Source organism: Gordonia liuliyuniae (assembly GCF_021738805.1).
GTDB lineage: Bacteria > Actinomycetota > Actinomycetes > Mycobacteriales > Mycobacteriaceae > Gordonia > Gordonia liuliyuniae.
Window position 1 is genome coordinate 160,986 of the sequence record NZ_JAKKOR010000011.1, and the last position, 25,195, is coordinate 186,180.

Sequence of the window (25,195 nt, forward strand, 5' to 3'; positions counted from 1 at the left end):
GCGCCGGCGACGACCGGTTGCGGATCGCGCTGCTCTCGTACCGCAGCAAACCGCACTGCGGAGGTCAGGGCGTCTACGTCCGTCATCTGGCACGTGAGATCGCGCTGCTCGGTCACGACGTCGAGATCTTCTCCGGCCAGCCGTACCCCGACCTCGACGAGTCGGCGCTCGACGCGGGCGTCACCTTGACTAAAGTGCCGAGCCTGGATCTGTTCGGCGAACCGGACCCGTTTCGGACCCCGAGGCCGCGCGAGTTCCGGGACTGGATCGACGTCGTCGAGGTCGCCCAGATGTGGACCGCCGCATTCGGTGAGCCGCTCACGTTCAGCCTTCGAGCATCCCGGCTGCTGCGCAGTCGTCGTCGGGCCGCACTGGCGGCAGGCGACTCGACCGGCGGCTTCGACGTCGTCCACGACAACCAGTGTCTCGGCTATGGCCTCCTGTCTGTCAAGCGCGCAGGCTTCCCGCTCGTCGCTACGATCCACCATCCGATCACCCGCGACCGCGCCCTCGCAGTGCGGGCCGCCAAGGGCGTCAAGAAGATCAGCGCCTGGCGCTGGCATTCGTTCCTGGCCATGCAGGGACGCGTGGCCCGGCGGATCCCGTCACTGCTGACGGTCTCGCGCAGCAGCGAAGAGGACATCCGCAGCGCGTTCAAAGTCCGTGAGGACTCGTTGGCGACGATCCCGCTCGGCGTCGACACCGAGGTGTTCGCACCGCGCGCCGACCGCGCCCCAGGGCACATCGTGTGCGTCGCGAGCGCTGATGCACCGCTCAAGGGCGTCTCGTACCTGTTGGAAGCGGTGGCCAAGGTTGCCGCCGAGCAGCCGGTGCACCTGACACTTGTGTCCAAACTCGACCCGGCCGGCCCGTCGGCCGCGCTCATCGACGAACTGTCGATCGCCGACAAGGTGTCAGTCGTGTCGGGCATCGACGACGACGAACTCGCACGCGTTCTGGCCAGCGCGGAGATCGCCTGTGTCCCATCGTTGTACGAGGGGTTCTCGCTGCCAGCCGTCGAAGCCATGAGCTGCGGGACCCCGTTGGTGGCGACCCGCGCCGGAGCGATCCCCGAGGTGGTCGGTGAGGCCGAAGAAGCGGCGGTGCTCGTCGACGCGGGAGACGCCGGACAGCTGGCGCAAGCGTTCCTGCGTCTGTTCGACGACTCGGACTTGCGCGATCGACTCGGCCGCGGAGGCCGGCAACGCGTGCTGACGAAGTACAGCTGGTCGGCAGTCGCCGCCGCCACCGTCGAGCGGTACCGCGCGGCGATCGAATCGACTCGAGCCAACCCCCCTGGCGCAGATTCCCCTGACGCCGATTCCGCTCGAGCCAATGCCACTGGAGCCAATGCCACTGGAGCCAATGCCACAGGAGCCAAAGCCGCTGGGGGACAGAAGGGAACATCATGCTGACGGTCGACTTCGATCGACTCAACGTCGGTCCGGGAGTACGCGCGATCGACATCGGCGCCGGGCAAGGACGGCATTCGTATGAGATGCTGCGTCGCGGCGCCGAGGTGACGGCGTTCGACATGAGCGCATCCGACATGGCCGACGTCTCCGAGATGTTCGGGGCACTTGTCGCGGCGGGCGAAGTCCCCGAGTCGGGGAACGCGGACACCCGTACCGGCGACGCTCTCGGTCTGCCGTACGACGACGCCTCGTTCGACGTGGTGCTGATGTCAGAGATCCTCGAACACATCCCCGACGACGAGTCGGCGATCGCCGAGATGGTCCGCATTCTCAAGCCGGGCGGCCTGGCCGCGGTCACCGTTCCGAGGTTCTGGCCGGAGAAGATCTGCTGGGCACTGTCGGACGAGTATCACGAGGTCGAAGGCGGGCACGTCCGCATCTACAAGGCGTCGGAGTTGGCGGCCAAGCTCCAGGCCGCGGGCCTGGAAGTGACCGGCACTGATCATGCGCACGCGCTCCACGCGCCGTACTGGTGGCTCAAGTGCGCCGTCGGCGTGGAGAACGACAGCAATCCCCTGATCAAGGGCTATCACAAGCTGCTCGTCTGGGACATGATGAGCAAGCCGTGGGTGACGCGTGTGGGCGAGCAGTTGCTCAATCCGCTCGTCGGCAAATCGGTCGCCATCTATCTGCGTAAACCGGAATAGGCATGCCGGTCCCGTACATCGACGGCGTGCTGACCCCGGCTCAGATCCGGGCGACGGGACAGTCGATCGTCGCGATGCAGGAGCCGTCCGGCGCTCTGCCGTGGTTCCCCGGCGGCAAAACCGACCCGTGGGACCATGTCGAATCAGCGATGGCGTTGTCGGCCAGCGGGTTCCGGTGGGAGGCGGAAGCCGCCTACGAGTGGTCTCGCCGCACTCAGCGACTCGACGGGTCGTGGCCGATCGAAGTCCGGGAGGGGCGCGTCGTCGATACCGGCGTCGATAGCAACTTCTGTGCCTACGTCGCGGTCGGCGTGTGGCACCACTTCCTGGTGTACGACGACCCGGCGTTCCTTCGACGCATGTGGCTGACGGTCCGGGCCGCCATCGAGCGCACTGTGACGTTCGCGCGCGCCGACGGCGCGATCCGGTGGGCCGCAGACCATGCCACCGGTGAGATGTTCCCGAACGTCCTCATCACCGGGAACGCCAGTATCTATTCGGCGCTCGACTGCGCGGTGCGGATCGGGGACGTCCTCGGTGAGCCGACGCAGGCGTGGGAGGCTGCGAGGCACCGCCTCGGCGACGTGTTCGACCGCTGGGCGGACGATCGCAGCGTCCTCGACCCCGCGTCGCACCATTCCATGGATTGGTACTACCCGGTGCTCGGCGGCGCGGTGCGCGGCGACGTCGGACGCGAACTCATCGACGAACGCTGGAGCGAGTTCGTCGTCGATGGTCTCGGCGCACGCTGCGTCGACGACCATCCGTGGGTGACGGGCGCCGAGACCTGCGAGCTGGCGATGGCCGTCGACTCGCTCGGCGACGTCGACCGGGCCGCTGCTCTCGTGCAGTCGATCCAGCATCTCCGCGAGGACGACGGTTCGTACTGGACTGGGCTCGTCTTCTCCGACGGGAAACGCTGGCCGGTCGAACTGAGCTGTTGGACGGCGGCGGCCGTCGTGCTCGCTGCCGACGCGATCAGCCGCGCGACGCCGGGAAGTGGAATCTTCCGCGACGTCGCAGACAGCCGCGTCGCAGGCTAGGTCGTGTGTCGTCTGGCTCCCAGGTCAGCGGCGCACCAGCACGCGCAGCGAACCGTGGGCGTCGGCTTCGGTGAATTGGCCGGAGTCGAGGGCCTGCCGATAGATCTCGTACGGTGGACGCCCGCCGTCTGCAGGGTCGGGGAACACGTCGTGGATCAGCAGGGCTCCGCCGGGGCGCACCCAGGTGGCCCACCCGTCGTAGTCGTTCTGGGCGGCCTCCATCGAGTGGCCGCCGTCGATGAACACGAAGTCGACGGCACGCCCCCATACGCGGGCCGCGGCAGTCGACGGTGCGAGCAGACCCAGGACGGTGTGCTCGAGTCGCGCGTCGAACATGGTGCGGCGGAACCGTGCCGCAGTGTCGAGAAGACCGGCGTGCGCGTCGACGAGAGTCGTGTCGTGATACTCCCAGCCCGGCTGATGCTCTTCGGAACCGCGATGATGGTCGACGGTGACGATCAGTGCGTCATGACGTTGCGCCGCATCGCCCAGGTACACGGTCGACTTTCCGCAGTACGTGCCGATCTCCACCCCGATCCCGACCGAATCCGGCTCGGACAGAAAGCGATCCGCTACCCGATGCAGAGCATCGGCTTCGTCGGCGGGCATGAATCCCGGAGTGTTGTCGGCCACCGTGCGGCGGTCGTCGGGCAGCGTGGAACTCGAAGTCGACAAAGGCATGATTCGATCGTAGGCGAGGGCTCGATGCAGATACGGTGAAACCCATGAAGGCTCAGATGATCGTCAGCGAGACCGGCCCCGACGGACTCGAACTCCAAGAGATCCCCGCCCCACAGGCCCAGGCTGGACAGTACCTGGTCGACGTCCGCTCGTGCGGGGTGTGCTTCCCCGATCTGCTCATGTCGCAGGGCAAGTATCAGTTCCGTCCGCCGGTCCCGTACGTCCCGGGCACCGAGGTGGCGGGCGTGATCGCGCAGGCCCCCGCCGGCGGCGCTTACGCCGTCGGTGACCGGGTGTTGGTCACGTCGATGGTCGGCGGCTTCGGCGAGCAACTCGCCGCCGTCGAGCAACAGATCCTCCCGATGCCCGCCGAGCTGACCTTCGACGAGGGTGCTGCGATGGGCATCAACTTCCAGACGGCGCTGTTCGCGTTGAAGGTTCGCGCGCAGACGGCTCCGGGCGAAGTGGTCGCTGTCCTCGGTTCGGCGGGTGGCGTGGGCGTAGCCTCGATCCTCGTCGCGAAGGCCATGGGCGCCAAGGTGATCGCCGTCGTGCACCGCACCGGCCAAGAGGAGATGCTGCGCGGTCTCGGAGCCGACGAGGTCGTCCAGCTGACCGACGGCTGGAAGGAGAAAGTGCTCGAACTGTCCGACGGCGGCGTCGATGTGCTGATCGACCCAGTCGGCGGCGAGGTCTTCGACGAAGCGCTGCGCACCGTCGGCGCCGACGGTCGCTACGTCGTGATCGGGTTCGCCGCGGGCGGCATCCCGTCGGTCAAGCTCAACCGTGTTTTGTTCCGCAACATCTCGATCGTCGGCGCGGCGTGGGGCGAGTACATCACCAAGAAGAGTCCCGAGCTCCCCGCCCTGCTGCACGACGAGCTCACCGAGATGATTGCTGCGGGCATGCGTCCGCCCGCCACCCACGTCTACGAACTCGACCAGCTGGGGGCCGCGCTGACCGATCTCGCCGAAGGCCGCATCAAGGGGAAGGCCGTCGTCCATGTCACGGAGGGGTGACGATAGTCACGACGCTCGACGTTAGCCGTCGGCGCGCTGGACCTCGACGGCGAGCTCGGCGAGTAGATCCGGGTCGGCCTGGTACGGCGTGTTGAAGCCGAGACGGTTCACCAGCGGCCCGTACTGTCGCAGGAGTTCGGCGGCGCCGTCGGCGGGATCGGTGACCGTCACCGCGATCGCGTCGACCAGGTCGTCGGGAACCAGGCGGGCGATGGCCTTCCAGTCGCCGGCGCGGGTCAGTTCTCGAAGGCGCGGCTGGAGATCACCGAAACCCACCGAGTCGAGGATCGGGCGGTACGCGGGAGTCGAACCGTAGAAGCCGATCTGAGCGCGGACCGCGTTGCGTGCGGCGGCGCGCTCGACGTCGTCGCGTCCGACGATCACCATCGCCGAATGGTGGACTGTCGGACGCGGACGGCAGGCGGCACCGTCGATGAGATTGGGGATCGTGGTGTCGCGCAAGAACTGCGGTGTCGCCAGCGGATGAGAGAGGAAGCCGTCGGCGACCTCTCCCGCCACTCGCGTCATCGCTGGCCCGACTCCGGCCAGCCACACCGGCGGAGGACCGAAACCGTCCACCTCGTCGGCATCGGGTTTGAACAGCGGCGGCATCAGCGTCTGCGTATAGAACTCGCCGCGGTGATCGAGCCGGCCGCCAGTGAGCCAACTGTCCCAGATCGCGCGGACCGCTGTCACCATGTCGCGCATGCGGTCGGCCGGACGGCTCCACGGCATCGAATATCGACGCTCGATATGCGGCTTGATCTGCGTGCCCAGACCCAACACGAACCGTCCCCGCGAATACGACTGCAGGTCCCAGCCCATCGTCGCCAGCAGCAGCGGATTGCGGCCGAACGCCACAGCGATCGACGTTCCGAGCGTCACGGACTCCGTGTGCTCGGCCGCCAGCAAGAGCGGAAGGAACGGGTCGTGCGCGCCCTCGAACGTCCACACCCCGTCGTACCCGGCACGTTCGGCTGCCACGGCGCGTGCGGGCATCTCCGCGAGCGGGCACGTGACGGTCGTGTCGACGAGCATGCTGGTTACCGGATGCCGAACAGGCGCGCTGCGTTGCCGTTGAGCACACGGCGGTTCCAGTCGTCACCGAGGTCGAGACGGACGATCGCATCGAGCGCGTGCGTGTAGCCGTACGGGATGTTCGGGAAGTCGGAGCCGAATAGGATCTTGTCGCCGAGGTCGGCGACGCGCGGCAAGAGATCGCGCGGGTACGGCGCATCCTGCTCGGAGAAGTCGGTGAATGACATCGTCGTGTCCAGTCGCACGTTCTCGTATCGCTCGGCGAGCGCGAGGAACTCGGCATACTCGGGGGTGCCCATGTGGGCGACGATCAGCGGCAGTGTCGGGAAGCGCGCCAGCAGGGCCTCGACCGGCCCCGGCCCGGTGAACGAGCCCGGGGCAGGCCCCGAACCGCAGTGGATGACGACCGGTACCTGCGCGTCGTCGATCGCGCCCCACACGTCGTCGAGCAGCGGATCGATCGGCGAGTAGTCACCCACCTGGATGTGTGATTTGAACACTCGCGTGCCTGCGTCGATTGCGGCGCGGACGTACTCGCCGGCGTCGCGTTCGGGGTAGAAGGTCGACGTGTGCAGGCAGTCGGGGTGCCCGGCGGCGAAGTCGGCGGCCCAGGAGTTCAGCCAGCGCGCCATCGCGGGCTTGTGTGGGTAGAGCATCGACGAGTAGGCGAGGACGCCGAACCCGCGGAGTGTCTCGACGCGTTCGTCCTCGTCAGCGCGGTAGGTGATCGGCCACTCACGGCCCAGCATCGGGCCAGCCGAATCGAAGTATGCCCACACCTTGTCGAGGACTCGCCCCGGCATGAAATGCGTGTGGACGTCGATGATCCCGGGGAGGTCAAGCCGTTGCCAGCGTTCGTGAACGGCATCGGTCTCGGCCCGCGAGAACGGCTGCACCTCGTGTTCGTCGCACATTGCTCTGACGCTACCGACTCGCGGTCAGTCGCGCGCCGTAGCCTCCGCGATCGCGGCCATCACCTCGTCGCGTCCCGCGAACTCCTTGGGACGGATCATGATCGCTTCGACTTCGGCGGTGACGCCCTCGCTGTCGTGGATCTCGCCGCTGACGAAGGCCTTGCGGTCCTGCGTACCGGTCACCTCGGCACGTAAGGACACCTGCCCGAGCTTCGTGGGACGGACGTAGCGCACGGTCAGAGTTCCGGTGAAGTGCGGCATCGACGTACCGCTGCTCGCGCATTCGCCGACGAGTTGATCCAAGAGGAGGGCGAGGACGCCGCCGTGCACGTGGCCGCCTGGCCCCTCGTACGCGGCGCCGAGCGTCACCTCGGCGGTCGAGACGCCCGCGTGGGTGACCGGACGCAACGGCGGGGCGATCGCGTTGCGGACGCCGGTCGCCGCGTTGCCCCACGGCATTCCGACGAGGTCCCGCGTGAACGGGACTCCGAACCCGCCCGGCTTCTCCTCGGTGCGCAGGCGAGCGACGATGTCGTCGATCTGTCGGCGCGCATCGTCGAGGGCCGTGTCGTCGACCTCGGTGCGGATCACGGCGTCCACGAGGTCGCGCACCGATTCGGTGAGCGGCTCGACAGCGCTGATCCGACGTTTCACTTCGGCGGGGCCGATGTCCTCGAATCTAAAGTCCACGGGTCACCTCGGGTGTCAGGGGAACCTCGGAAGCGAGGCTCGGGGCCGACACCCATACTAGAACGCGTTGCAGTCTTGGCCCGTACCGGACGCCGGATTCCATTCTGGACAGGTGTCTGGACTTTGTTTCGACGCCGGGGTACCGTCGATCGCATGTCCACGCCTCTGGAAACCGAATCCACCCGTCGACGTCTCACTCCGCAGCAGGCGGAGAAGATCGCGAAGATGACCGACGCGGCCGTCGAGATCGTATTGGCCGACGGATTCGACAAGCTGTCGGTGCGCGACGTGGCGAAACGGGCAGGCGTGGCTCCGGCCACCGCGTACACCTATTTCAGTTCCAAAGGGCACCTCGTCGCCGAAGTGTTCTGGCGACGACTCGCAGTGGGTGTTCCAGAGCCCGATCCGTCGTTGTCCGCGTTCGACCGGGTCGCGCAGGTCCTGCACGGCGTGTCGATGGTCGTCGCCGGGGAAGGGCAGCTCGGCGGCGCGGTCACCGTCGCGCTGCTGTCCGACGACCCGGAGTCGCAGCATCTGCGGTTGCGGATCGGCGGGTTCATCCACGATCGACTGGCGGCCGCCGTGGGCGACGGCGTCGACGATCCGCAGGGGCTCGTCGACGCGCTCCAGATGCTCTACGCGGGCGGCTTGGTGACCGCAGGCATGGGCCACCTCAGTTACGAAGCAACGTCTGCGCGGCTGATCGCCGCCGCCGCACGATTGATGGGACAGTCATGACTATTGCCGACTCCGGAATGCAGAACAGAGTTCCGTTCGATCCGTACGACTACGAGTTCCATGAGGACCCGTATCCGACGTACGCGACGCTGCGGGCGCAGGCCCCGGTCTATCGGAACACGGACAGCGACTTCTGGGCGTTGTCGCGTCACGCTGACGTCTCCGAAGCGTTCCGGGACAACACCAGGCTGTCGAACAGCTGGGGTGTGTCGATGGACCCGACCGCGTACAACGAGAACGCCGAATACGCGATGAGCTTCCTCGCGATGGACGATCCGCGCCATCTGCGTCTACGCAAACTCGTCTCGAAAGGCTTCACGCCTCGTCGCGTCGGTGAGCTCGCGCCGCGTATCGCCGAACTGACGGCGCAGCACTGGGACAAGTGCCTGCAGATGGGCGAGTTCGACTTCGTCCACGACTTCGCCGGTCTGCTGCCGATGGACGTGGTGTCGGAGCTGCTGGGTGTCGGGACGTCCGACCGCGCGCACCTGCGGAAGCAGTCCGACCTGCTGATCCACCGCGAGGAGGGAGTCACCGACGTCCCGCCCGCGGCGATCAGTGCCTACCTCGACCTGCACGCCTTCTACACGTCGCTGTTGGCCGAGCGGCGCAAGAACCCAGGCGACGATCTGGTGTCCGCGTTGACGACGGCCGAACTCGTCGACGGCGGCGAACGGACCGCATTGACCGACGGCGAGATCGTCGGCTTCATGATGCTGATGGTCGTCGCGGGCAACGAGACGACCACCAAGCTCCTCGCGAACTCGATGTTCTGGGGTGGGCGGAGCCCCGACCAGGTGGCGCCCATCATCGCGGCGGCGACCGACGACGATGCGGCGCTCGACGCCGTCGCACCGTGGGTGCAGGAGACTCTCCGCTACGACACGTCGACGCAGATGCTGATCCGTCGGGTCGTCGAAGACGTCGAGTACGGCGACTTCACGATCCCGGCAGGCGACCGGGTCCTCCTGCTGATCGGTTCGGCTAATCGTGACGAAGAGGTCTTCGGCGACGATGCCGACCAGTTCGTGATCGGCCGCGACAGCGACCGCGCCATCATGAGCTTCGGTCTCGGCACTCACTTCTGCCTCGGCGCACACCTCGCCCGCCTGGAGACCGAGATCGGTCTTGCGAAGATCGCGCAGACGGTCAGCTCGTTCGACATCGACTTCGCGCGGGCCGCGCGCGTCCACTCCGTAAACGTCCGGGGGTTCGCCGACCTCCCCATGACCGTGAAGGCCCGGTGACCACCGATGCGATTCCAACCCCACCCCGAACGTCGACCGGTCCTCGTCGCGGGCGCGTCCTCCGGTATCGGTGAGGCGACCGCACGTCGCCTGGCCGGCCTCGGTTACCCGGTGGCGCTCGGCGCCCGCCGCGTCGACAAGCTCACCGAGCTCGCAGACGAGATCACCAGCGCGGGTGGGGAAGCGGTCGCCGTCGAACTCGACGTCACGTCCGACGAGTCGGTGATCTCGGCGGTGAAGTCCGCGCAGGAGGCGCTTGGCCCACTGGAGATCGCCGTGTCCGGAGCAGGTGACCTGCAGATCGGCCGCGCGCACGAGATGCCCGTCGACGAGTGGGCCGCGCAGATCGACGTCCACCTGGTCGGCGCGTACCGCATGTACCGAGCCGTGGTCCCCGACATGATCGGGCGGCGGCGCGGCGACTTCGTCTTCATCAGCTCCGACGTCGTCTCGCATCCGCGTCCATGGTCGTCGGCGTACGTTGCCGCCAAATGCGGCGTCGAAGGGCTTGTCGCGACCGCGCACATGGAGCTCGAAGGCACCGGCGTCCGCGCGGGGCTGGTCCGGCCCGGGCAGACGATGACCGGGATGGGCATGAACCTGGATCAGACGGCCACCGAGGGCATGCTCAACGACTGGATCGCGTTCGGTCTCGCCCGCCACGGCCACTTCCTGGAACCCGACAACCTCGCCCACGCCGTCGAGTCGATGGTGACGCTCCCGCCGGGGGCGCACATGAAAGCCGTCGACGTCGAAGCCGAAGGCAAGCTGACTGCGACGACCACCGGTTAAGCAGAACCGACCCGACCCAAGGAGAACCGACATGACTGCTGTCACGTCAAAGCGTGTGTCCGGCGGTGCCGGCGAGCACGGACATCTCGACGAGATGGCCACCGATCCGATCGCCCTGTTTCAACGGGTGCGCGACGAGTGCGGAGAAGTCGGAACGTTCCAGTTGGCCGACCGCGAAGTGGTCCTGGTCAGCGGGGCGGCCGCGAACGAGGAGTTCTTCCGCGCGCCCGACGAAGTGCTCGACCAAGCGGCCGCCTACCCGTTCATGACCCCGGTGTTCGGTGAGGGCGTCGTCTTCGACACGAGCCCGGAACGCCGCAGCGAGATGCTGCACAACCAGGCGCTCAAGGGCGCGCACATGAAGCAGCACGCGGTGACCATTCCGCAAGAGGTAGAGCGGATCATCGCCGACTGGGGCGACGAAGGCGAGATCGACCTGCTCGAGTTCTTCGCCGAACTCACTCTCTACACGTCGTCGTCCTGCCTGATCGGCGGCAAGTTCCGCGAGGAGCTCAACGTCCACGTCGCGCACCTGTTCCACGATCTGGAGAAGGGCACCGATCCGATCGCGTACGTCGACATGCACGCGGACATCGAGAGCTTCCGGCGTCGCGACGCCGCACGCGCCGAACTCGTCGAGTTCATCGGGCAGATAATGGAGGGCCGGGTCGCGAACCCGCCGGAGAGCAAAGACGACCGCGACCTGGTCGACGTGCTCGTCTCGCTGATGAACGACGACGGTTCACCTATGTTCGACGCCAACACCGTCACCGGCATCTTCATCTCGATGATGTTCGCCGGGCACCACACCACGTCGGGCACGGCCGCGTGGACGCTCATCGAACTGTTGAAGCACCCCGACTATCTCGCGCAGGTCACCGAGGAGCTGGACGGGATCTACGAGGCCGGCGACGGTGGAGCGGAGCGAGGGGACGTGACACAGTACTCGTTCGCCGCGATGCGGCAGATCCCCAAGCTGGAGGGTGCGCTGAAGGAAGCGCTGCGTCTGCATCCGCCGCTGATCATCCTGATGCGCGTCGTGCAGGAGGCGTTCGAGGTCGGCGGGGTGACGGTCGAACCGGGACAGTCGATCGCGGTGTCGCCCGCCGTTTCCAACCGGTTGCCGGAAGACTTCCCGAGCCCCGACGAGTTCGACCCCGAACGATACGGGGACGGTCGACAGGAGGACCTCGTCAACCGGTGGACGTGGATTCCATTCGGTGCGGGCCGCCACCGCTGCGTCGGCGCACAGTTCGCGATGATGCAGCTCAAGGCGATCTTCTCGGTGCTGCTGCGCAACTACGAGTTCTCGCTCGTGCAGGACCCCGAGAGCTACCGCAACGACCACTCGAAGATGGTCGTCCAACTGCAGCAGCCGTGCCGGGTCGCGTACCGGCGTCGGGCAGAGGCCGAATCGGCGACGGGAACGGCGTGATGCGCGTCGTCGTCGACCTGGATCTGTGTCAGGGGCACGGCATGTGCGAGATGGAGGCCCCGGATGTCTTCGAAGCTGGGCGCGATGCGGTCACGCTGCTCGACGAGACGCCGGACGAGTCGCTCCGCGGTGAGATCGAGGCCGCGGTCCGCTACTGCCCGACGCAGGCGTTGAAGATCGTGGAGGACTGAGATGACGACCGACCCGAATGCCACCCTCGATCGACTGACCGGCGATCAGCTGGCGATGCTGGTGCCGGAGTTGTTGTTGACCGGGCAGTTGATCGACCGGAGCGGGATGGCGCACCTGATCTCGGCGTTCGGCCGGGACGGCATGGCGCAGGTCGCGATCGAAGAGTGGATGGCGGCGAGCCCGGTGTACACGGGACGAATGCGTGCCGCGCTCGGAATCGACGGCGACGGTGTCGTCGACATGTTCAAGTGCCTGCAGCTCGACATCGGGGCTCCGCCCCAGTTCATGGACTTCCGCTACCGCGTCGACGACGAATACCACGGGTCGTTCGTGCTCGACCACTGCGGCGCACTGCTCGACGTGGAGCCGATGGGCGAGGATTACGTCACCGCGATGTGCCACACGATCGAGGATCCGACGTTCGACGCCACTGCCATCGCGACGAATCGTCGCGCACGGATCCGGCCGGTGCATCGTCCGCCGCGAATGCCGGTCGATCGCACGCCGCACTGTGAGTGGGCGGTGACGATCGAACCCGACCGCGACGAACTGCCGTTGCCCGAAGTGACCAAGCCGATGCTGGCCCGCCGAGCGGCGACGGTCGAACTCAGCCCCATCGACCCCGCGTCAACCGACGGACTGGTGGACTACCGTGGTCCGCTCGTCGCAGACCTGAACTTCGCCGAATGGTCGGCGTCGGCGTTGCGGCGCATCCTGGAGGAGGTGACCCTCCAGCATCAGCTGTTGGCGCTGGGATTTCTCGACTCGGTGTTCCGTCGCGCGGACGACGCCGCGGCCGACGACATCTTCGACAAGCAGCTCATCGGGATCGCGGGCATCGCGTCCGAACGTGTGCGTGCCGCGGTCTTCGAGAACCGTTCGGACGCGCAGACCCTCGCCGACGTGCTGAACCTGAACCCGGTGTTCGGGCCGAGACAGTACACCGGCTTGTACGCGGAGGCGGTCGACGACGAGCGCGTCGACGTCCACATTCCGAGCGACTCCGACGCGCTGGCCGACGGCGGGTGGATGCGTCTGCTCGCCGGCGGGCGGCTCGGCGCGCTGCAGTCCGCGTCGACGGCGGTCGACCCGACATGGGTGGTCGGCGAATCGTTCGGCGGGCCGGTCGAGACGGTTATCCGGATCGGTCGCGGCGAGCCGCAGAGCGAATCCGGCGAGGTCGCGATCGTCCGGTTCTCCGGGGGCGCCTCGTTCAGTTTCGCCGACCGCGGTCCGTCGCAGAGCCTCCCGCTGACCGTCGTGTGAGACTGTGTGAGTCTTCCGCGTCGAGATCTCAACGACGCTGTCGCTGCTTGCGGCCCTCACACATCGAAGCGGACGTCTGCCGTCGCGTGCGCGAGCAGCGTGCCGTCCTCGTCGCGCAGGTCGGCGTCGAACACCGAGAGGCGTCGTCCGAGTTTGACCGGGCTGACGCGTGTGTGGATGCGACGGCCGTCGACGGCGGGGGAGCGGAGGAAGGCGACAGTGAAGTCGACTATTTGGTACCTCTGGCCGGTACCGGTGTAGAGCTGTGCTCCGAATGAGCACCCTTGGGCGACGACCGCGCCGATGATGCCGCCGTGCATGGTGCCCATCATGTTGCCCATCCACGCAGCGGTCTCGGTGGTGTAGGTGAGGCCGTCGTCGTCCGCGGCGGAGATCGATCCGCCGAGCATCGTGGCGATCGGGCCGATCGGGGCGCCCTGCCGGATCGCGTCGATCACTTCCCGGCCGGTGGGACCCCCGGGCAGCGCGTCGACGATCGGCACGTCGTTCGGAGCCTGCGGTACCGCGAGGTTCAACTCGGCGGGCCCACTCGCCGCGCGTCCGACGCGGACGTTGCGTGCGAGACCCGAGCAGAGGACGCGTCCGCCGTCACCGGTGATCTCGACGGTCGTCGTCCCGTAGCCGGGCGACGACATGCGCAGGTCCGCGGTGGCCTGCACGCGTTCGTCGACGTCCGGGCGGTCGAGCATCGCCATCGTCAGCCGGGACTGCAACGACGTGGCAGCGGGGTCCTCAATGAAGAATCGGTATCCGCCCAGGTCGTCGAACAGTACGGCGAGGGCCGGCAGGTCGATGAGCCCGCGGTGGTCGGTGACGCGGGAGCCGAGTGCCTGGTGCATCACCGCGCCGTCGAAGCCGACGTCCCGCCCGACGGCGAAGGCCGTGAACGGATCAGCGGGGGTCGCGCCGGTGGGAGTCGCATCGGTGGGGTCCGGGCTCATACCGATCTGTCTAGCAGGAGCAGTGGTGTGACCTGGGTCGCGGTGGGGGACTTTCAGCAGATTCACTAAAACAATCAGGCGTGCTTGATTATTTTCTGATCGTGTGTGACGCTCATCGCGTGAGCATTGCCGACGATCTGCGCGCCGAATACGCCGCGCTCGACGCCCTCGTGGCGGACCTGAACGAGAACCAGTGGTCACAACCGACTCCCGCGCCGGGTTGGACCATCGCCCATCAGATCGGCCACGTCCTCTGGACCGACCGGGTGTCGCTGATCGCTGCCACGGACCCCGAGGAGTTCTCGGCGCAGGTGCTGGCCGTCGGTACGCAGGATCCGGCGGGCTTCGTCGACACCGCCGCCCGGATCGAGGCGGCGCGGGCGCCCGCCGACCTGCTCGCCGACTGGCGAGAGACACGGACCAGGCTCGTCGACGCGCTCGTCGCAGTGCCCGACGGTGTCAAGCTCCCGTGGTTCGGGCCGCCGATGTCGCCGTCGTCGATGATGACCGCGCGGATCATGGAGACCTGGGCGCACGGACTCGACGTCGCCGACGCGCTCGGCGTCGTCCCAGAGCCGACCGACCGGCTCCGCAACGTGGCGCACATCGGCGTCCGCACCCGCGACTTCGCCTACCTGGTACATGGCCGCACGCCGCCGACCGATCCGTTCCGCGTCGAGGTGACCGCGCCCGACGGACAGATCTGGACGTGGGGGCCGCCGGAGGCGTCGAACATCGTCCGCGGATCGGCCCTGCACTTCGCCGAACTCGTCACGCAACGGCGCGCGCTCGCCGACCTCGACCTCGAGCTCATCGGTGACGACGCGGTCGAGTGGGCGTCGATTGCGCAATGCTTCGCAGGCCCGCCCGGACCCGGACGGGAACCCTCGCAGGAAGGACACTGAATGGCTCCCGACCCGACTTCGACGTCCGGATCGGTCCGGATCGGCAACGCGTCCGGCTTCTACGGCGATCGGCTCACTGCCGTCCACGAAATGCTTGACGGCGGACAGCTCGACTATCTGACCGGCGACTACCTCGCCGAACTGACGATGCTGATCCTCGGCAAGGACCGCATGAAGGACCCGTCCCGCGGCTATGCCAAGACGTTTCTGCGACAGATGGAGACGAGCCTGGGCCTCGCCGTCGAGAAGGGCGTGCAAGTCGTAGTCAACGCGGGTGGTCTCAACCCCCACGGGTTGGCTGTCGCGCTGCGCGAACTCGCCCAGCAGCTCGGCGTCGACGCCCACATCGCATTCGTGAACGGTGACGATCTCGCGCCGCGGGCCGCCGAGCTCGGTCTCGGCACGCCGATTACGGCCAACGCCTACCTCGGCGGCTTCGGCATCAAAGCCGCCCTCGATCGCGGCGCCGATGTCGTCGTCACCGGCCGCGTCACCGACGCGTCGCTGACCGTCGGGGCCGCAGCAGCGGCCTTCGGCTGGGGCTACGACGGCCTCGACGCGATCGCCGGAGCAGTCGTCGCGGGGCACGTCATCGAATGCGGAACGCAGGCGACCGGCGGCAACTACTCGTTCTTCTCCGAGATCCCGATGGACCGACCCCTTGGCTTCCCGATCGCCGAGGTCGCCTCCGACGGATCGTCGATCATCACCAAGCACGACGACACCGGTGGCGCCGTGAGTGTCGGCACGGTGACCGCGCAACTCCTGTACGAGGTGCAGGGGCCGCGCTACTACAACCCGGACGCGACGGCGCTGCTCGACACGATCGCACTCGCACAGGCCGGACCCGATCGGGTCGCGATCACCGGCGTGCGCGGAGAAGCCCCGCCAAGAGATCTCAAGGTCTCGCTGAACCACCTCGCCGGTGTCCGCAACGAAGTCGACGTCGTGATCACCGGCCTCGACGTCGAAGCGAAGGCCGCGCTCTTCCAGACACAGTTCGAAGCCGCGCTGCCCAGCCGCCCCGCAGAACTCACCTGGGAGCTGTCCCGACTCGACCGCGCCGACGCCGACACGCAGGAGCAGGCGAGCGCGGTGCTGCGGTGCGTCGCCCGCGACCCCGACCCTAAGGTCGTCGGCCGGCCGTTCAGCGCGACCGCCGTCGAACTGGCCCTCGCCAGCTTCCCCGGCTTCACAATGACCTCTCCTCCGGGCAACGGCGCGCCGTACGGCGTGTTCGAACCGGGTTACGTCGACGCCGGGCTCGTCGAACATCGGGTCAATCAACCCGACGGCGTGTCCGTCCTCATCGAACCGTCACCGCTGCGCACCGAGCCCGGACGCGACCACAGCGTCCCCGACTCGGGGCCCGTCGACGACTGGGGTCCCACCCGAAGGGCGCCGCTCGGCGAGATCGTCGGCGCGCGCAGCGGCGACAAGGGCGGCAGCGCCAACATCGGCGTCTGGACGAAGGGCAGGGCCGAATTCACCTGGCTCGACCAAATCCTGACCGTCGACAACCTGAAGGATCTGTTGCCCGAGGTCGCCGACCTGACTGTCCACCGCTACCGGTTGCCGCAGATGAATGCGCTCAACTTCGTCATCGAAGGCGTGCTCGGCCGCGGCGTCGCCGAGAACGTCCGCTTCGACCCGCAAGCCAAAGGCCTCGGCGAATGGCTGCGGTCGAGGGTCGTCGACATCCCCGAACAGTTCGCGCGCTGAGAAGGGCCCGCCCCGCTCGCTGAGAACGAATCCCGCGCAACCCGCGGAACACGACGTAAGGAGTATTACGTGCCCATCCCCAGTCCTCTGTGGGACAGTCCCGAACGTCTCGCGCTGCGCGCGAGCGTCGCCGGGTTCACGCATCGCCACATCATCGGTCAGCAAGACGGATGGGAGCAGACCGGTCTGATCCCGCGCGACGTCCACGGTGCGGCCGCTGAACTCGGACTGTTCGGTCTCGGTATCGCCGAAACGGTCGGCGGTTCGGGGGGCGACCTCATCGACGCGACGATCCTCGGCGAGGAGTTCCATTACCAGGGCGGGGCCGGCGGCGTGTTCGCGTCGTTGTTCACCCACGGGATCGCGCTGCCGCATCTGATCGCGGCGGGCGATCCGGCACAGATCGACAAGTGGGTGCGGCCGACACTCGAGGGACGTCTGATCGGCAGTCTGGCCATCACCGAACCGGGCGGCGGGAGCGACGTCGGACATCTCACGACGACCGCGGTGAAGGACGGCGACCACTTCGTCGTGAACGGAGCCAAGACGTTCATCACCTCGGCGGTACGCGCCGACTTCGTCGTCACGGCGGTCCGCACGGGTGGGCCCGGGGCGGCAGGCGTCTCGCTGCTCGTCGTCGAGAAGGGCACGCCAGGCTTCGAGGTGGCGCGCAAACTCGACAAGATGGGGTGGCGTTCGTCGGACACCGCCGAGTTGTCGTTCGTCGACGCCCGGGTGCCCGTTGAGAACCTGGTCGGACCGGAGAACTCGGGGTTCGCACAGATCGCGCAGGCATTCGTCACCGAGCGCGCGGCTCTGGCCGTGCAGGCGTACGCGAGCGCACAGCGCTGCCTCGACCTGACCCTCGAATGGGTCCGGGACAGGGAGACGTTCGGGAAGCCGCTCATCGCGCGGCAGTCGGTGCAGGACTCGGTGACCGAGATGGCTCGGCGCATCGACGTCGCTCGCACCTATACGCGCGCCGTCGTCGAGCGGAGGGTGCAGTCCGAAGACGATCTGATCGCAGAGATCTGCTTCGCGAAGAACACCGCCGTCGAGACCGGGGAGTGGGTGGCGAACAAGGCCGTCCAACTGTTCGGCGGCATGGGGTACATGCGCGAATCCGAAGTGGAACGCCAGTACCGCGACATGCGCATCCTCGGCATCGGCGGCGGGACCACAGAGATCCTCACCGGCCTGGCAGCGAAACGATTGGGGTATCAGGCATGACCGTACTCAAGTCCCGAATCGACACGGGCGCAGACGAGTTCATCGCGAACGTCGAAGCGATGAACGCGAAGCTCGCCGATCTGGACGTCGAATTCCGCACCGTCCTCGTCGGTGGTGGTGAGAAGTACGTGGAGCGCCACCGCAAGCGCGGCAAGATGACCGCACGCGAGCGCATCGAACTGCTGGTCGACGAGGACTCACCGTTCCTCGAGCTGTGTGCGCTCGCCGCACACGGCTCGCAGTTCACCGTGGGCGCGTCCGTCGTCGTCGGCATCGGCGTCGTCCACGGCGTCGAATGCATGCTGGTGGCGAACGATCCGACCGTCAAAGGCGGCACGTCCAACCCGTGGACGTTGCGTAAGATTCTGCGTGCCAACGACATCGCGCTCGCTAACCGTCTCCCGGTGATCTCGCTGGTCGAGTCGGGTGGCGCGGACCTTCCGACGCAGAAGGAGGTGTTCGTTCCCGGCGGACGACTCTTCCGCGACCTGACGCGGCTCTCCGCGGCGGGCATCCCCACCATCGCGCTCGTCTTCGGCAACTCGACGGCAGGCGGCGCATATGTCCCCGGCATGAGCGACCACGTCGTGATGATCAAAGACCAGTCGAAGGTGTTCCTCGGCGGTCCTCCGCTGGTCAAGATGGCCACCGGCGAGGTGAGTGACGACGAGGAGCTCGGTGGCGCCGAGATGCACGCGCGTGTGTCCGGCCTCAGCGACTACCTCGCCGCGGACGAACAGGACGCGCTGCGCATCGGCCGACGCATCGTGGCCCGCCTCAACTGGCGTAAGCGGGGACCCGAACCGGTCGCCGTCGCCGAACCGTTGTACGACGCCGAGGATCTGCTCGGGATCGTGCCCGGCGACTTGAAGATCCCGTTCGATCCGCGCGAGGTGATCGCGCGGCTCGTCGACGGCAGCGACTTCGACGAGTTCAAACCCGAATACGGTAGCTCGCTGTGCACGGGGTGGGCGACCGTGCACGGCTACCCGGTCGGCATTCTCGCCAACGCGCAGGGCGTGCTGTTCTCGCAGGAGGCCCAGAAGGCGACCCAGTTCATTCAGCTCGCCAATCGTAGCGACACGCCGCTGTTGTTCTTGCACAACACGACCGGTTACATGGTCGGCAAAGAGTACGAGCAGGGCGGCATCATTAAGCACGGGGCGATGATGATCAACGCGGTGTCGAACTCGACGGTCCCGCACATCTCGATCCTGATGGGTGCCAGCTACGGGGCGGGCCACTACGGCATGTGCGGTCGCGCCTACGATCCGCGGTTCCTGTTCGCGTGGCCGAGCGCCAAGAGCGCGGTGATGGGCGCGCAGCAACTCGCCGGAGTCATCTCGATCGTGTCCCGGGCCGCCACCGAGGCTCGCGGCGGCGTCGTCGACGAGGAGGCTGACGCCGGGATGCGCGCGATGATCGAGGCCCAGATCGAGATCGAATCAGTGCCGACTTTCCTGTCCGGGATGCTCTACGACGACGGGGTCATCGACCCGCGTGACACCCGAACGATTCTCGGCCAGACCCTGTCCGCGATTGCGACTGCCCCGATCGAGGGCACCAGCAATTTCGGCGTCTTCCGGATGTGAGGGAGAACTTCATGACACAGACCATCACCTCCGTGCTCGTCGCCAACCGTGGCGAGATCGCGTGTCGAGTGTTCACCACCTGCCAAACGATGGGACTGCGGACCGTCGCCGTCTACTCCGACCCGGACGCCGACGCACCTCACGTGCGCATGGCCGATTCTGCTGTCGCCCTTCCGGGTTCGACGTCGGCGCAGACGTACCTGCGACCGGACAAGATCATCGCCGCCGCGCACGCGGCAGGCGCCGACGCCATCCATCCCGGTTACGGATTTCTGTCGGAGAACGCCGAGTTCGCGCAGGCCGTCGTCGACGCGGGGCTGGTGTGGATCGGCCCGCCCGCCGCTGCGATCACGGCGATGGGTTCGAAGGTCAACGCCAAGGCCCTGATGGCGTCCGCCGGCGTCCCCGTCCTCACCGACATTGACCCCGACGCCGTGACGGAAGCGGATTTGCCGCTGCTCATCAAGGCGTCGGCGGGCGGCGGCGGCCGCGGTATGCGGATCGTCCGTGAGGTCGCCGAACTCGCGGACGCGGTGGCGGCGGCGCGCCGAGAAGCCGAGTCGGCGTTCGGCGACCCGACGGTGTTCTGCGAGCCGTACATCGAACGCGGCCATCACATCGAAGTCCAGGTGATGGCCGACGACCATGGAACTGTCTGGGCGGTCGGTGAACGCGAATGCTCCATCCAGCGTCGCCACCAGAAGGTGATCGAGGAGGCTCCGGCTCCGCTCGTGGAGCGGATCGGTCCGGATATGCGCGAACGTCTGTACTCGGCGGCGCGTCTGGCCGTGGAGTCGATCGGGTACCGGGGCGCCGGGACGGTGGAGTTCTTAGCCGACGCCGGGAGCGGAGCCGGGAGCGGGAAGTTCTTCTTCTTGGAGACCAACACTCGTCTTCAGGTGGAGCATCCGGTCACCGAGCTGACGACGGGAACCGATCTGGTCGCGTGGCAGATCCGCGTCGCCGAAGGGGAGGCGCTGCCCGAACAGGAGCCGGTCTCCGCGGGGCATTCGATCGAAGTCCGCCTGTACGCGGAGGACCCGGCGAACGACTGGCAGCCGCAGTCGGGCACGGTCACCTCGATCGACCTGCCTGCCTCGGCGCACTTCGAACAGTTGTCGAGGCCGGGGGTGCGCGTCGACTCCGGCGTTGCCGACGGCAGCGAGATCTCGACGTTCTACGACCCGATGCTCGCGAAGGTCATCTCGTGGGCGCCGACCCGGGAGCGTGCCGCCGCGATGCTGGCGCGTGCGTTGAGCGATGCGAAGATCCACGGCGTCGTCACCAATCGCGACATGCTCGTCAACACACTGCGCGACGAGACGTTCCTGTCCGGCGACACCGACACCGCGTACCTCGACACCGTCGGTCTCGACGTCCTGTCGGCACCGCTGGCGTCACCCGAGGACGTCCGCGTCGCGGCTGTCGCAGCAGCGCTCGCACAATCGGCGATCAATCGGTCGACGGCACGCACGCTCGGTTCGCTGCCGTCCGGTTGGCGCAACATCGCCTCCGACTACCAGGTGAAGAGGTACACCGCGTGCGGGGGGACAGTGGACGGGGACGAGATCGTCGCGCGCTACCGGTTCGGCAGCTCGGGCGTCGAACTGCCCGACCTCCCGGAGTCGACGGTCGTTTCGGTCTCGTCCGACGAGGTGGTCATCGCGACAGGGGGTGTGACCCGTCGCTACACGGTGTCGGTCAGCACCGAACGAGCATCCGGTGCGCAGACGGTGAACGTCGACTGGCCGGGTGCGTCCGTCGCGTTCGCGCGGGTCCCGCGCTACGTCGACCCGGCGGCACAGGCCCGACCCGGGTCGTTGCTGGCGCCGATGCCGGGGTCGGTCATCCGAGTCGTGGTCGCTGAAGGCGACGCCGTCACCGCAGGCCAACCGCTGTTGTGGCTCGAAGCCATGAAGATGGAGCACACGATCAGCGCCCCGTCCGACGGTGTCGTGTCCGTGATGGCTGTCGAGCCCGGACGGCAGCTCTCCGTCGGCGACGTCCTCGCCGTCATCGCCGAACCCGACTAGTTGCGCTTCCCTGACCAGCGCCACTTATCCGACTGGGCGCTTCGCCCACCACCACACCAACGAATAGGAATTCCATGACCTTCATCGAGAACGACGAGCGCACCGCATTGCGCGAAGCCGTCCGAGCACTCGCGAACAAGTACGGCCAGCAGTACTTCCTCGACTGCGCCGAACACGACCGCAAGACCGACGAGATGTGGCGTGAAGCAGGCGAACTCGGCTTCATCGGGGTGAACCTTCCCGAGGAGTACGGCGGCGGCGGGGCAGGTATGTACGAACTGTCGATCGTGATGGAGGAGATCGCGGCAGCAGGCACCGGGCTGCTGATGCTCGTCGTGTCGCCTGCGATCTGCGGCAACATCATCGCCAAATTCGGTACCGATGAGCAGAAGCAGCAGTGGATCCCGGGTCTCGCAGACGGCAGCATCACGATGGCGTTCGGCATCACTGAACCCGATGCCGGATCGAACTCGCACAACATCACGACCACGGCCCGCCGGGACGGCGACGAGTGGATCCTGAACGGGCAGAAGGTCTTCATCTCGGGGGTGGACCAGGCGCAGGCCGTGCTGATCGTGTCGCGGACAGAGGACGCGAAGACCGGCCGCCTCAAGCCCGCTCTCTTCATCGTGCCGACCGATGCGCCCGGTTTCAGCTCCACCATCATCGACATGGACCTGAAGAACCCGGAGAAGCAGTTCACCCTGTTCCTCGACGACGTCCGGCTACCTGCCGACGCCCTCATCGGGTCGGAGGACGCCGCGTTGAGCCAGTTGTTCGCGGGTCTCAACCCGGAGCGCATCATGGCGTCGGCGTCGGCCGTCGGCATGGGACGTTTCGCGTTGACGAAGGCCGTCGCCTATGCGAACGAGCGCACGGTCTGGAAGGCTCCGATCGGCGCGCACCAGGCGATCGCGCACCCGCTCGCCCAGTGCAAGATCGAACTCGAGATGGCCAAGTTGATGATGCAGAAGGCTGCGACCTTGTACGACTCCGGCGACGACTGGGGCGCGGCCGAACCGGCCAACATGGCCAAGTATGCGGCGGGCGAAGCCTGTGTGAAGACCGTCGACCAGGCGGTGCAGACCCTCGGCGGCAACGGTCTCACGGTCGAATACGGTGTGGCCGCGATGGTTCCGCTCTCGCGCCTGACCCGTATCGCTCCGGTGAGTCGGGAGATGATCCTCAACTTCGTCGCCCAGACGAGCCTGGGCTTGCCGAAGTCATACTGACGTCGGCTCTCGACCGGAACCTGCATCGGCCCCACTACCCAAGGACCCCCATGATCGAGACTCTCGTACGCACTGAGATCGTCGCCGCCGTCGCGATCATCACGCTGGATTCTCCAGACAACCGGAACGCGTTGAGTTCAGTTCTGGTGGCGCAGTTGCAGGCGGCGTTGGCGGGCGCGGCGTCCGACGACGCGGTCCGCGCGGTGGTGTTGACGCACACGGGCGGAACGTTCTGCGCCGGCGGCGATCTGAAGGAGGCTCTCGGCCGTGGGCTGTCCCCCGAGGAGGCGACGGCGGAAGGCACGCAGGCGATGATCGAACTGATGGGAACGATGTTGGAGACACCGAAACCCGTGATCGCTGTCGCGAACGGGCACGTCCGTGCGGGCGGGTTCGGGCTGCTCGGAGCCGCCGACATCGCGCTCGCCGGCCCGAAGGCGACGTTCGCGCTCACCGAGTCACGGCTGGGGCTCGCGCCGTCGATGATCTCCCTCGTCCTGGTGCCCAAGATGTCGGCGCGTGCGTCCGGCCGCTACTTCTTGACCGGTGAGACGTTCACTCCCGACCAGGCCGAGGAATTCGGTGTCGTGTCCCGTGCGCTCGGCTCGGCCGCCGACCTCGACGCCGAACTCGACAGCATCTGTGAGGGCGTCCGAAGGTCGTCGCCGCAGGGACTCGCCGTGTCGAAGGCGTTGACCGCCGCAGGCGTCCTCGCCGAGTTCCGCGCCAGCGCTCAGGCACGCGCCGCGGAGTCGGCTGCGTTGTTCGCCTCCGACGACGCACGCGAGGGCATGACCGCGTTCCTGTCCAAGCGGAAGCCGTCGTGGGATGTGAGCGCGTCGTGACCGCGTCGGCGCGCGAACCTCAGCAGGACCGGTCGCGGATCACCCGGGAGCGCCTGCTCGCGTCGGCCGTCGACATTCTCGCCGACCAGGGGTGGGCTGCCGCGACAGTCGCCCACGTCGCCGAAGAAGCGGGCGTCTCACGGGGAGCGGCACAGCATCACTTCCCGACACGCGAAGCACTGATCACTGCGGCGTTGGAGCAGATGTTCACCGACCTGACCGCCCTCGCCGCGGAGGACCTCGATGATCTTCCCCCGGGGCCCGAGCGGATCAGAGTCGTGGTCGAACGGGCCGTCGACATCTACGTGGGGCCGAACTTCCGTGCGGCGCTGCAGGTGTGGGCCGCCGCGGCCTCCGACGAAGCGCTGCGCGAACGAATTCTTCCGTTAGAGGCCAAATTCGCGCGCGCCGCGCACGCGATGACGCTCGCCGGACTCGACCCCGAGGGGACCGACCCGAACGCGCACCGACTCGTGCAAGCCACCCTCGACCTCGCGCGCGGTCTCGGCCTCGCGGGCACGCTGTCGGACGATTCGCGTCGGCGCGCCCAGGTGGTCGGGACGTGGGCGGACCAGTTGACCGCGGCGCTGAGGCGCGACTGAACGACCTACAGGTCGCGATCCCAGCGGAGCTAAGCGAACGTGACGGTCGGCCCGTAGTCGGCGACCTGGTCGATGGCCTGCTCGCGGTCGGTGATGATCCGGTCGACCTCGTCGAGCGTCGCCACCCGTGCGAGCGCGCGCGCACCGAACTTGGAGCTGTCGGCGACGACGATCGACCGGTCTGCTGCGCGGATCATGGCCCGCTTGACTGGGATCTCCAAGGTGTTCGTGTTGGTAATGCCTGCGGTGGGGTCGATAGCGTCGGCGCCGAGAAACGCCCAGTCGGCCGAGTAATCGGACAGGAAGTCGACGGATCGTTCGCCGACCAGCGTGAACACCGATCCGAGGAGTTCGCCGCCGGTAACGAGGAGTCGGACGCTCGGCAGCGTGGCCGCGTACTTTCCGATGCGCAGGTCATTGGTGATGATCGTGATCTCGTGCTTGTGCCGTAGCTCGAGAGCGATCTGGAACGTCGTCGAACCGCTGTCGAGAACGACGGTCTGGCCGTCGCGCACCTCGGCGGCGGCCGCGCGGGCGATCGCGATCTTCTCGTGGCGTCGTTCGCCTTCTTTGACGGCGTACGGAATGTCGTTCGGCGCCCCGATCGTACTCCGCGCGCCGCCGTGGGTCCGTTCGGCCTGCCCGGATCGCGCGAGTGCGTCGAGGTCACGTCGAATGGTCGATGCGTCGACGCCGAGATCGCGAGAGAGCGCTGCGGCCTCCAGGTATCCGTCGATTTGGAGTCGTCGCAGTATCTCCCGCCGCCTGTCGTCAGCGGCCATCGAACATCCCACGGCGGGACGGCACGGATTCACTCATGCGTGAATATTGACACACCCGAAGACCAATTGCATGATTACGTGCACAAGGTGCGCGATTTCGTGCAATCGTTGGT

24 protein-coding genes are annotated in these 25,195 nt (G+C 67.3%); 18 read left to right on the top strand and 6 right to left on the bottom strand.

Annotated elements, in window-relative coordinates; translation table 11 throughout:
• Positions 1 to 17 precede the first annotated feature (17 nt).
• Genes L5G33_RS14820 through L5G33_RS14830 form a run of 3 tightly spaced genes read left to right on the top strand, consistent with a single transcriptional unit; the run spans position 18 to position 3,165 of the window.
• Complete coding sequence (locus tag L5G33_RS14820; protein ID WP_236999162.1) at positions 18 to 1,415, top strand: glycosyltransferase family 4 protein; 1,398 nt, start codon at positions 18 to 20, stop codon at positions 1,413 to 1,415.
• Positions 1,409 to 2,122 carry a class I SAM-dependent methyltransferase gene (locus L5G33_RS14825; RefSeq protein ID WP_236998961.1) on the top strand — a complete coding sequence of 238 codons (714 nt, stop codon included), beginning with the start codon at positions 1,409 to 1,411 and terminating at the stop codon, positions 2,120 to 2,122. Before L5G33_RS14820 ends, L5G33_RS14825 begins: the two co-directional genes overlap by 7 nt.
• Before the next feature lie 2 nt (positions 2,123 to 2,124).
• Entirely contained in the window at positions 2,125 to 3,165 is a 1,041-nt protein-coding gene (locus L5G33_RS14830) for a prenyltransferase (protein WP_236998962.1), read from the top strand.
• A gap of 24 nt (positions 3,166 to 3,189) precedes the next feature.
• Here the strand turns inward: L5G33_RS14830 and L5G33_RS14835 are convergent, their stop codons facing one another.
• Positions 3,190 to 3,846, bottom strand: a complete 657-nt coding sequence (locus L5G33_RS14835) for a class I SAM-dependent methyltransferase (RefSeq protein ID WP_236998963.1) — start codon at positions 3,844 to 3,846, stop codon at positions 3,190 to 3,192.
• A gap of 44 nt (positions 3,847 to 3,890) precedes the next feature.
• Between L5G33_RS14835 and L5G33_RS14840 the strand changes: the two genes are divergently transcribed.
• Complete coding sequence (locus L5G33_RS14840) at positions 3,891 to 4,865, top strand: NADPH:quinone oxidoreductase family protein (RefSeq protein WP_236998964.1); 975 nt, start codon at positions 3,891 to 3,893, stop codon at positions 4,863 to 4,865.
• 21 nt (positions 4,866 to 4,886) lie between these two features.
• Here L5G33_RS14840 and L5G33_RS14845 read toward each other — a convergent pair whose 3' ends face one another.
• Genes L5G33_RS14845 through L5G33_RS14855 form a run of 3 tightly spaced genes read right to left on the bottom strand, consistent with a single transcriptional unit; the run spans position 4,887 to position 7,507 of the window.
• Complete coding sequence (locus L5G33_RS14845; protein ID WP_236998965.1) at positions 4,887 to 5,903, bottom strand: TIGR03617 family F420-dependent LLM class oxidoreductase; 1,017 nt, start codon at positions 5,901 to 5,903, stop codon at positions 4,887 to 4,889.
• Between the two features lie 5 nt (positions 5,904 to 5,908).
• Positions 5,909 to 6,817: an amidohydrolase family protein gene (locus L5G33_RS14850; RefSeq protein WP_236998966.1), complete on the bottom strand. Its 909-nt coding sequence runs from the start codon at positions 6,815 to 6,817 to the stop codon at positions 5,909 to 5,911.
• A gap of 24 nt (positions 6,818 to 6,841) precedes the next feature.
• Positions 6,842 to 7,507 (bottom strand): hotdog domain-containing protein, encoded by a 666-nt coding sequence (locus L5G33_RS14855; RefSeq protein WP_236998967.1) that lies wholly within the window; start codon positions 7,505 to 7,507, stop codon positions 6,842 to 6,844.
• Between the two features lie 153 nt (positions 7,508 to 7,660).
• Here L5G33_RS14855 and L5G33_RS14860 point away from each other — a divergent pair, with 153 nt between their 5' ends.
• From L5G33_RS14860 to L5G33_RS14885, 6 genes are read left to right on the top strand one after another with little or no spacing between them, the layout of a single operon-like run.
• On the top strand, positions 7,661 to 8,245 hold the full coding sequence (locus L5G33_RS14860) for a TetR/AcrR family transcriptional regulator (RefSeq protein ID WP_236998968.1): 585 nt from the start codon (positions 7,661 to 7,663) through the stop codon (positions 8,243 to 8,245).
• Positions 8,242 to 9,492 carry a cytochrome P450 gene (locus tag L5G33_RS14865; RefSeq protein ID WP_236998969.1) on the top strand — a complete coding sequence of 417 codons (1,251 nt, stop codon included), beginning with the start codon at positions 8,242 to 8,244 and terminating at the stop codon, positions 9,490 to 9,492. The genes L5G33_RS14860 and L5G33_RS14865 overlap by 4 nt, the downstream gene beginning before the upstream one ends.
• 6 nt (positions 9,493 to 9,498) lie before the next feature.
• Complete coding sequence (locus tag L5G33_RS14870; RefSeq protein ID WP_236998970.1) at positions 9,499 to 10,284, top strand: SDR family oxidoreductase; 786 nt, start codon at positions 9,499 to 9,501, stop codon at positions 10,282 to 10,284.
• Positions 10,285 to 10,315: 31 nt separating this feature from the next.
• The gene (locus tag L5G33_RS14875) at positions 10,316 to 11,719 is read left to right on the top strand and encodes a cytochrome P450 (RefSeq protein ID WP_236998971.1); all 1,404 of its coding nucleotides are present in this window, start codon (positions 10,316 to 10,318) and stop codon (positions 11,717 to 11,719) included.
• Positions 11,719 to 11,910 carry a ferredoxin gene (locus L5G33_RS14880; RefSeq protein WP_236998972.1) on the top strand — a complete coding sequence of 64 codons (192 nt, stop codon included), beginning with the start codon at positions 11,719 to 11,721 and terminating at the stop codon, positions 11,908 to 11,910. Before L5G33_RS14875 ends, L5G33_RS14880 begins: the two co-directional genes overlap by 1 nt.
• A 1-nt stretch (position 11,911) precedes the next feature.
• Positions 11,912 to 13,177 (top strand): hypothetical protein, encoded by a 1,266-nt coding sequence (locus L5G33_RS14885; protein ID WP_236998973.1) that lies wholly within the window; start codon positions 11,912 to 11,914, stop codon positions 13,175 to 13,177.
• 56 nt (positions 13,178 to 13,233) lie between these two features.
• On the opposite strand, the gene L5G33_RS14890 is transcribed toward L5G33_RS14885, so the two are convergent.
• A complete protein-coding gene (locus tag L5G33_RS14890; RefSeq protein ID WP_236998974.1) occupies positions 13,234 to 14,139 on the bottom strand; it encodes a PaaI family thioesterase in 906 nt (301 codons plus the stop codon).
• 119 nt (positions 14,140 to 14,258) lie between these two features.
• On the opposite strand from L5G33_RS14890, the gene L5G33_RS14895 reads away from it, so the two are divergent.
• The 8 genes from L5G33_RS14895 (at position 14,259) to L5G33_RS14930 (ending at position 24,300) form a co-directional block, all read left to right on the top strand.
• Positions 14,259 to 15,044, top strand: a complete 786-nt coding sequence (locus tag L5G33_RS14895; RefSeq protein ID WP_236998975.1) for a TIGR03084 family metal-binding protein — start codon at positions 14,259 to 14,261, stop codon at positions 15,042 to 15,044.
• Entirely contained in the window at positions 15,045 to 16,766 is a 1,722-nt protein-coding gene (locus L5G33_RS14900; RefSeq protein ID WP_236998976.1) for an acyclic terpene utilization AtuA family protein, read from the top strand. It abuts the gene before it with no gap.
• Positions 16,767 to 16,835: 69 nt separating this feature from the next.
• A complete protein-coding gene (locus L5G33_RS14905) occupies positions 16,836 to 17,996 on the top strand; it encodes an acyl-CoA dehydrogenase family protein (RefSeq protein WP_236998977.1) in 1,161 nt (386 codons plus the stop codon).
• Positions 17,993 to 19,588: an acyl-CoA carboxylase subunit beta gene (locus tag L5G33_RS14910; RefSeq protein WP_236998978.1), complete on the top strand. Its 1,596-nt coding sequence runs from the start codon at positions 17,993 to 17,995 to the stop codon at positions 19,586 to 19,588. The genes L5G33_RS14905 and L5G33_RS14910 overlap by 4 nt, the downstream gene beginning before the upstream one ends.
• 11 nt (positions 19,589 to 19,599) lie before the next feature.
• Entirely contained in the window at positions 19,600 to 21,621 is a 2,022-nt protein-coding gene (locus tag L5G33_RS14915; protein WP_236998979.1) for an acetyl/propionyl/methylcrotonyl-CoA carboxylase subunit alpha, read from the top strand.
• Between the two features lie 74 nt (positions 21,622 to 21,695).
• Positions 21,696 to 22,853: an acyl-CoA dehydrogenase family protein gene (locus L5G33_RS14920; RefSeq protein WP_236998980.1), complete on the top strand. Its 1,158-nt coding sequence runs from the start codon at positions 21,696 to 21,698 to the stop codon at positions 22,851 to 22,853.
• A 50-nt stretch (positions 22,854 to 22,903) separates the two neighbouring features.
• On the top strand, positions 22,904 to 23,698 hold the full coding sequence (locus tag L5G33_RS14925) for an enoyl-CoA hydratase family protein (protein WP_236998981.1): 795 nt from the start codon (positions 22,904 to 22,906) through the stop codon (positions 23,696 to 23,698).
• Positions 23,695 to 24,300: a TetR/AcrR family transcriptional regulator gene (locus L5G33_RS14930; protein WP_236998982.1), complete on the top strand. Its 606-nt coding sequence runs from the start codon at positions 23,695 to 23,697 to the stop codon at positions 24,298 to 24,300. Before L5G33_RS14925 ends, L5G33_RS14930 begins: the two co-directional genes overlap by 4 nt.
• A 29-nt stretch (positions 24,301 to 24,329) precedes the next feature.
• Here the strand turns inward: L5G33_RS14930 and L5G33_RS14935 are convergent, their stop codons facing one another.
• Positions 24,330 to 25,082, bottom strand: coding sequence for a DeoR/GlpR family DNA-binding transcription regulator (locus L5G33_RS14935; RefSeq protein WP_236998983.1), 753 nt, complete (start codon positions 25,080 to 25,082; stop codon positions 24,330 to 24,332).
• Positions 25,083 to 25,195 lie beyond the last annotated feature (113 nt).

Excerpts from the sequence above, each read along its gene's own strand:
- L5G33_RS14885 (WP_236998973.1), top strand. The coding sequence starts at position 11,912 with ATGACGACCGACCCGAATGCCACCCTCGATCGACTGACCGGCGATCAG.
- L5G33_RS14835 (WP_236998963.1), bottom strand. The coding sequence starts at position 3,846 with ATGCCTTTGTCGACTTCGAGTTCCACGCTGCCCGACGACCGCCGCACG.
- L5G33_RS14920 (WP_236998980.1), top strand. The coding sequence starts at position 21,696 with ATGACCTTCATCGAGAACGACGAGCGCACCGCATTGCGCGAAGCCGTC.
- L5G33_RS14925 (WP_236998981.1), top strand. The coding sequence starts at position 22,904 with ATGATCGAGACTCTCGTACGCACTGAGATCGTCGCCGCCGTCGCGATC.
- L5G33_RS14845 (WP_236998965.1), bottom strand. The coding sequence starts at position 5,903 with ATGCTCGTCGACACGACCGTCACGTGCCCGCTCGCGGAGATGCCCGCA.
- L5G33_RS14880 (WP_236998972.1), top strand. The coding sequence starts at position 11,719 with ATGCGCGTCGTCGTCGACCTGGATCTGTGTCAGGGGCACGGCATGTGC.
- L5G33_RS14900 (WP_236998976.1), top strand. The coding sequence starts at position 15,045 with ATGGCTCCCGACCCGACTTCGACGTCCGGATCGGTCCGGATCGGCAAC.
- L5G33_RS14825 (WP_236998961.1), top strand. The coding sequence starts at position 1,409 with ATGCTGACGGTCGACTTCGATCGACTCAACGTCGGTCCGGGAGTACGC.
- L5G33_RS14865 (WP_236998969.1), top strand. The coding sequence starts at position 8,242 with ATGACTATTGCCGACTCCGGAATGCAGAACAGAGTTCCGTTCGATCCG.
- L5G33_RS14935 (WP_236998983.1), bottom strand. The coding sequence starts at position 25,082 with ATGGCCGCTGACGACAGGCGGCGGGAGATACTGCGACGACTCCAAATC.
- L5G33_RS14830 (WP_236998962.1), top strand. The coding sequence starts at position 2,125 with ATGCCGGTCCCGTACATCGACGGCGTGCTGACCCCGGCTCAGATCCGG.
- L5G33_RS14910 (WP_236998978.1), top strand. The coding sequence starts at position 17,993 with ATGACCGTACTCAAGTCCCGAATCGACACGGGCGCAGACGAGTTCATC.
- L5G33_RS14875 (WP_236998971.1), top strand. The coding sequence starts at position 10,316 with ATGACTGCTGTCACGTCAAAGCGTGTGTCCGGCGGTGCCGGCGAGCAC.
- L5G33_RS14890 (WP_236998974.1), bottom strand. The coding sequence starts at position 14,139 with ATGAGCCCGGACCCCACCGATGCGACTCCCACCGGCGCGACCCCCGCT.
- L5G33_RS14870 (WP_236998970.1), top strand. The coding sequence starts at position 9,499 with ATGCGATTCCAACCCCACCCCGAACGTCGACCGGTCCTCGTCGCGGGC.
- L5G33_RS14915 (WP_236998979.1), top strand. The coding sequence starts at position 19,600 with ATGACACAGACCATCACCTCCGTGCTCGTCGCCAACCGTGGCGAGATC.
- L5G33_RS14860 (WP_236998968.1), top strand. The coding sequence starts at position 7,661 with ATGTCCACGCCTCTGGAAACCGAATCCACCCGTCGACGTCTCACTCCG.
- L5G33_RS14850 (WP_236998966.1), bottom strand. The coding sequence starts at position 6,817 with ATGTGCGACGAACACGAGGTGCAGCCGTTCTCGCGGGCCGAGACCGAT.
- L5G33_RS14840 (WP_236998964.1), top strand. The coding sequence starts at position 3,891 with ATGAAGGCTCAGATGATCGTCAGCGAGACCGGCCCCGACGGACTCGAA.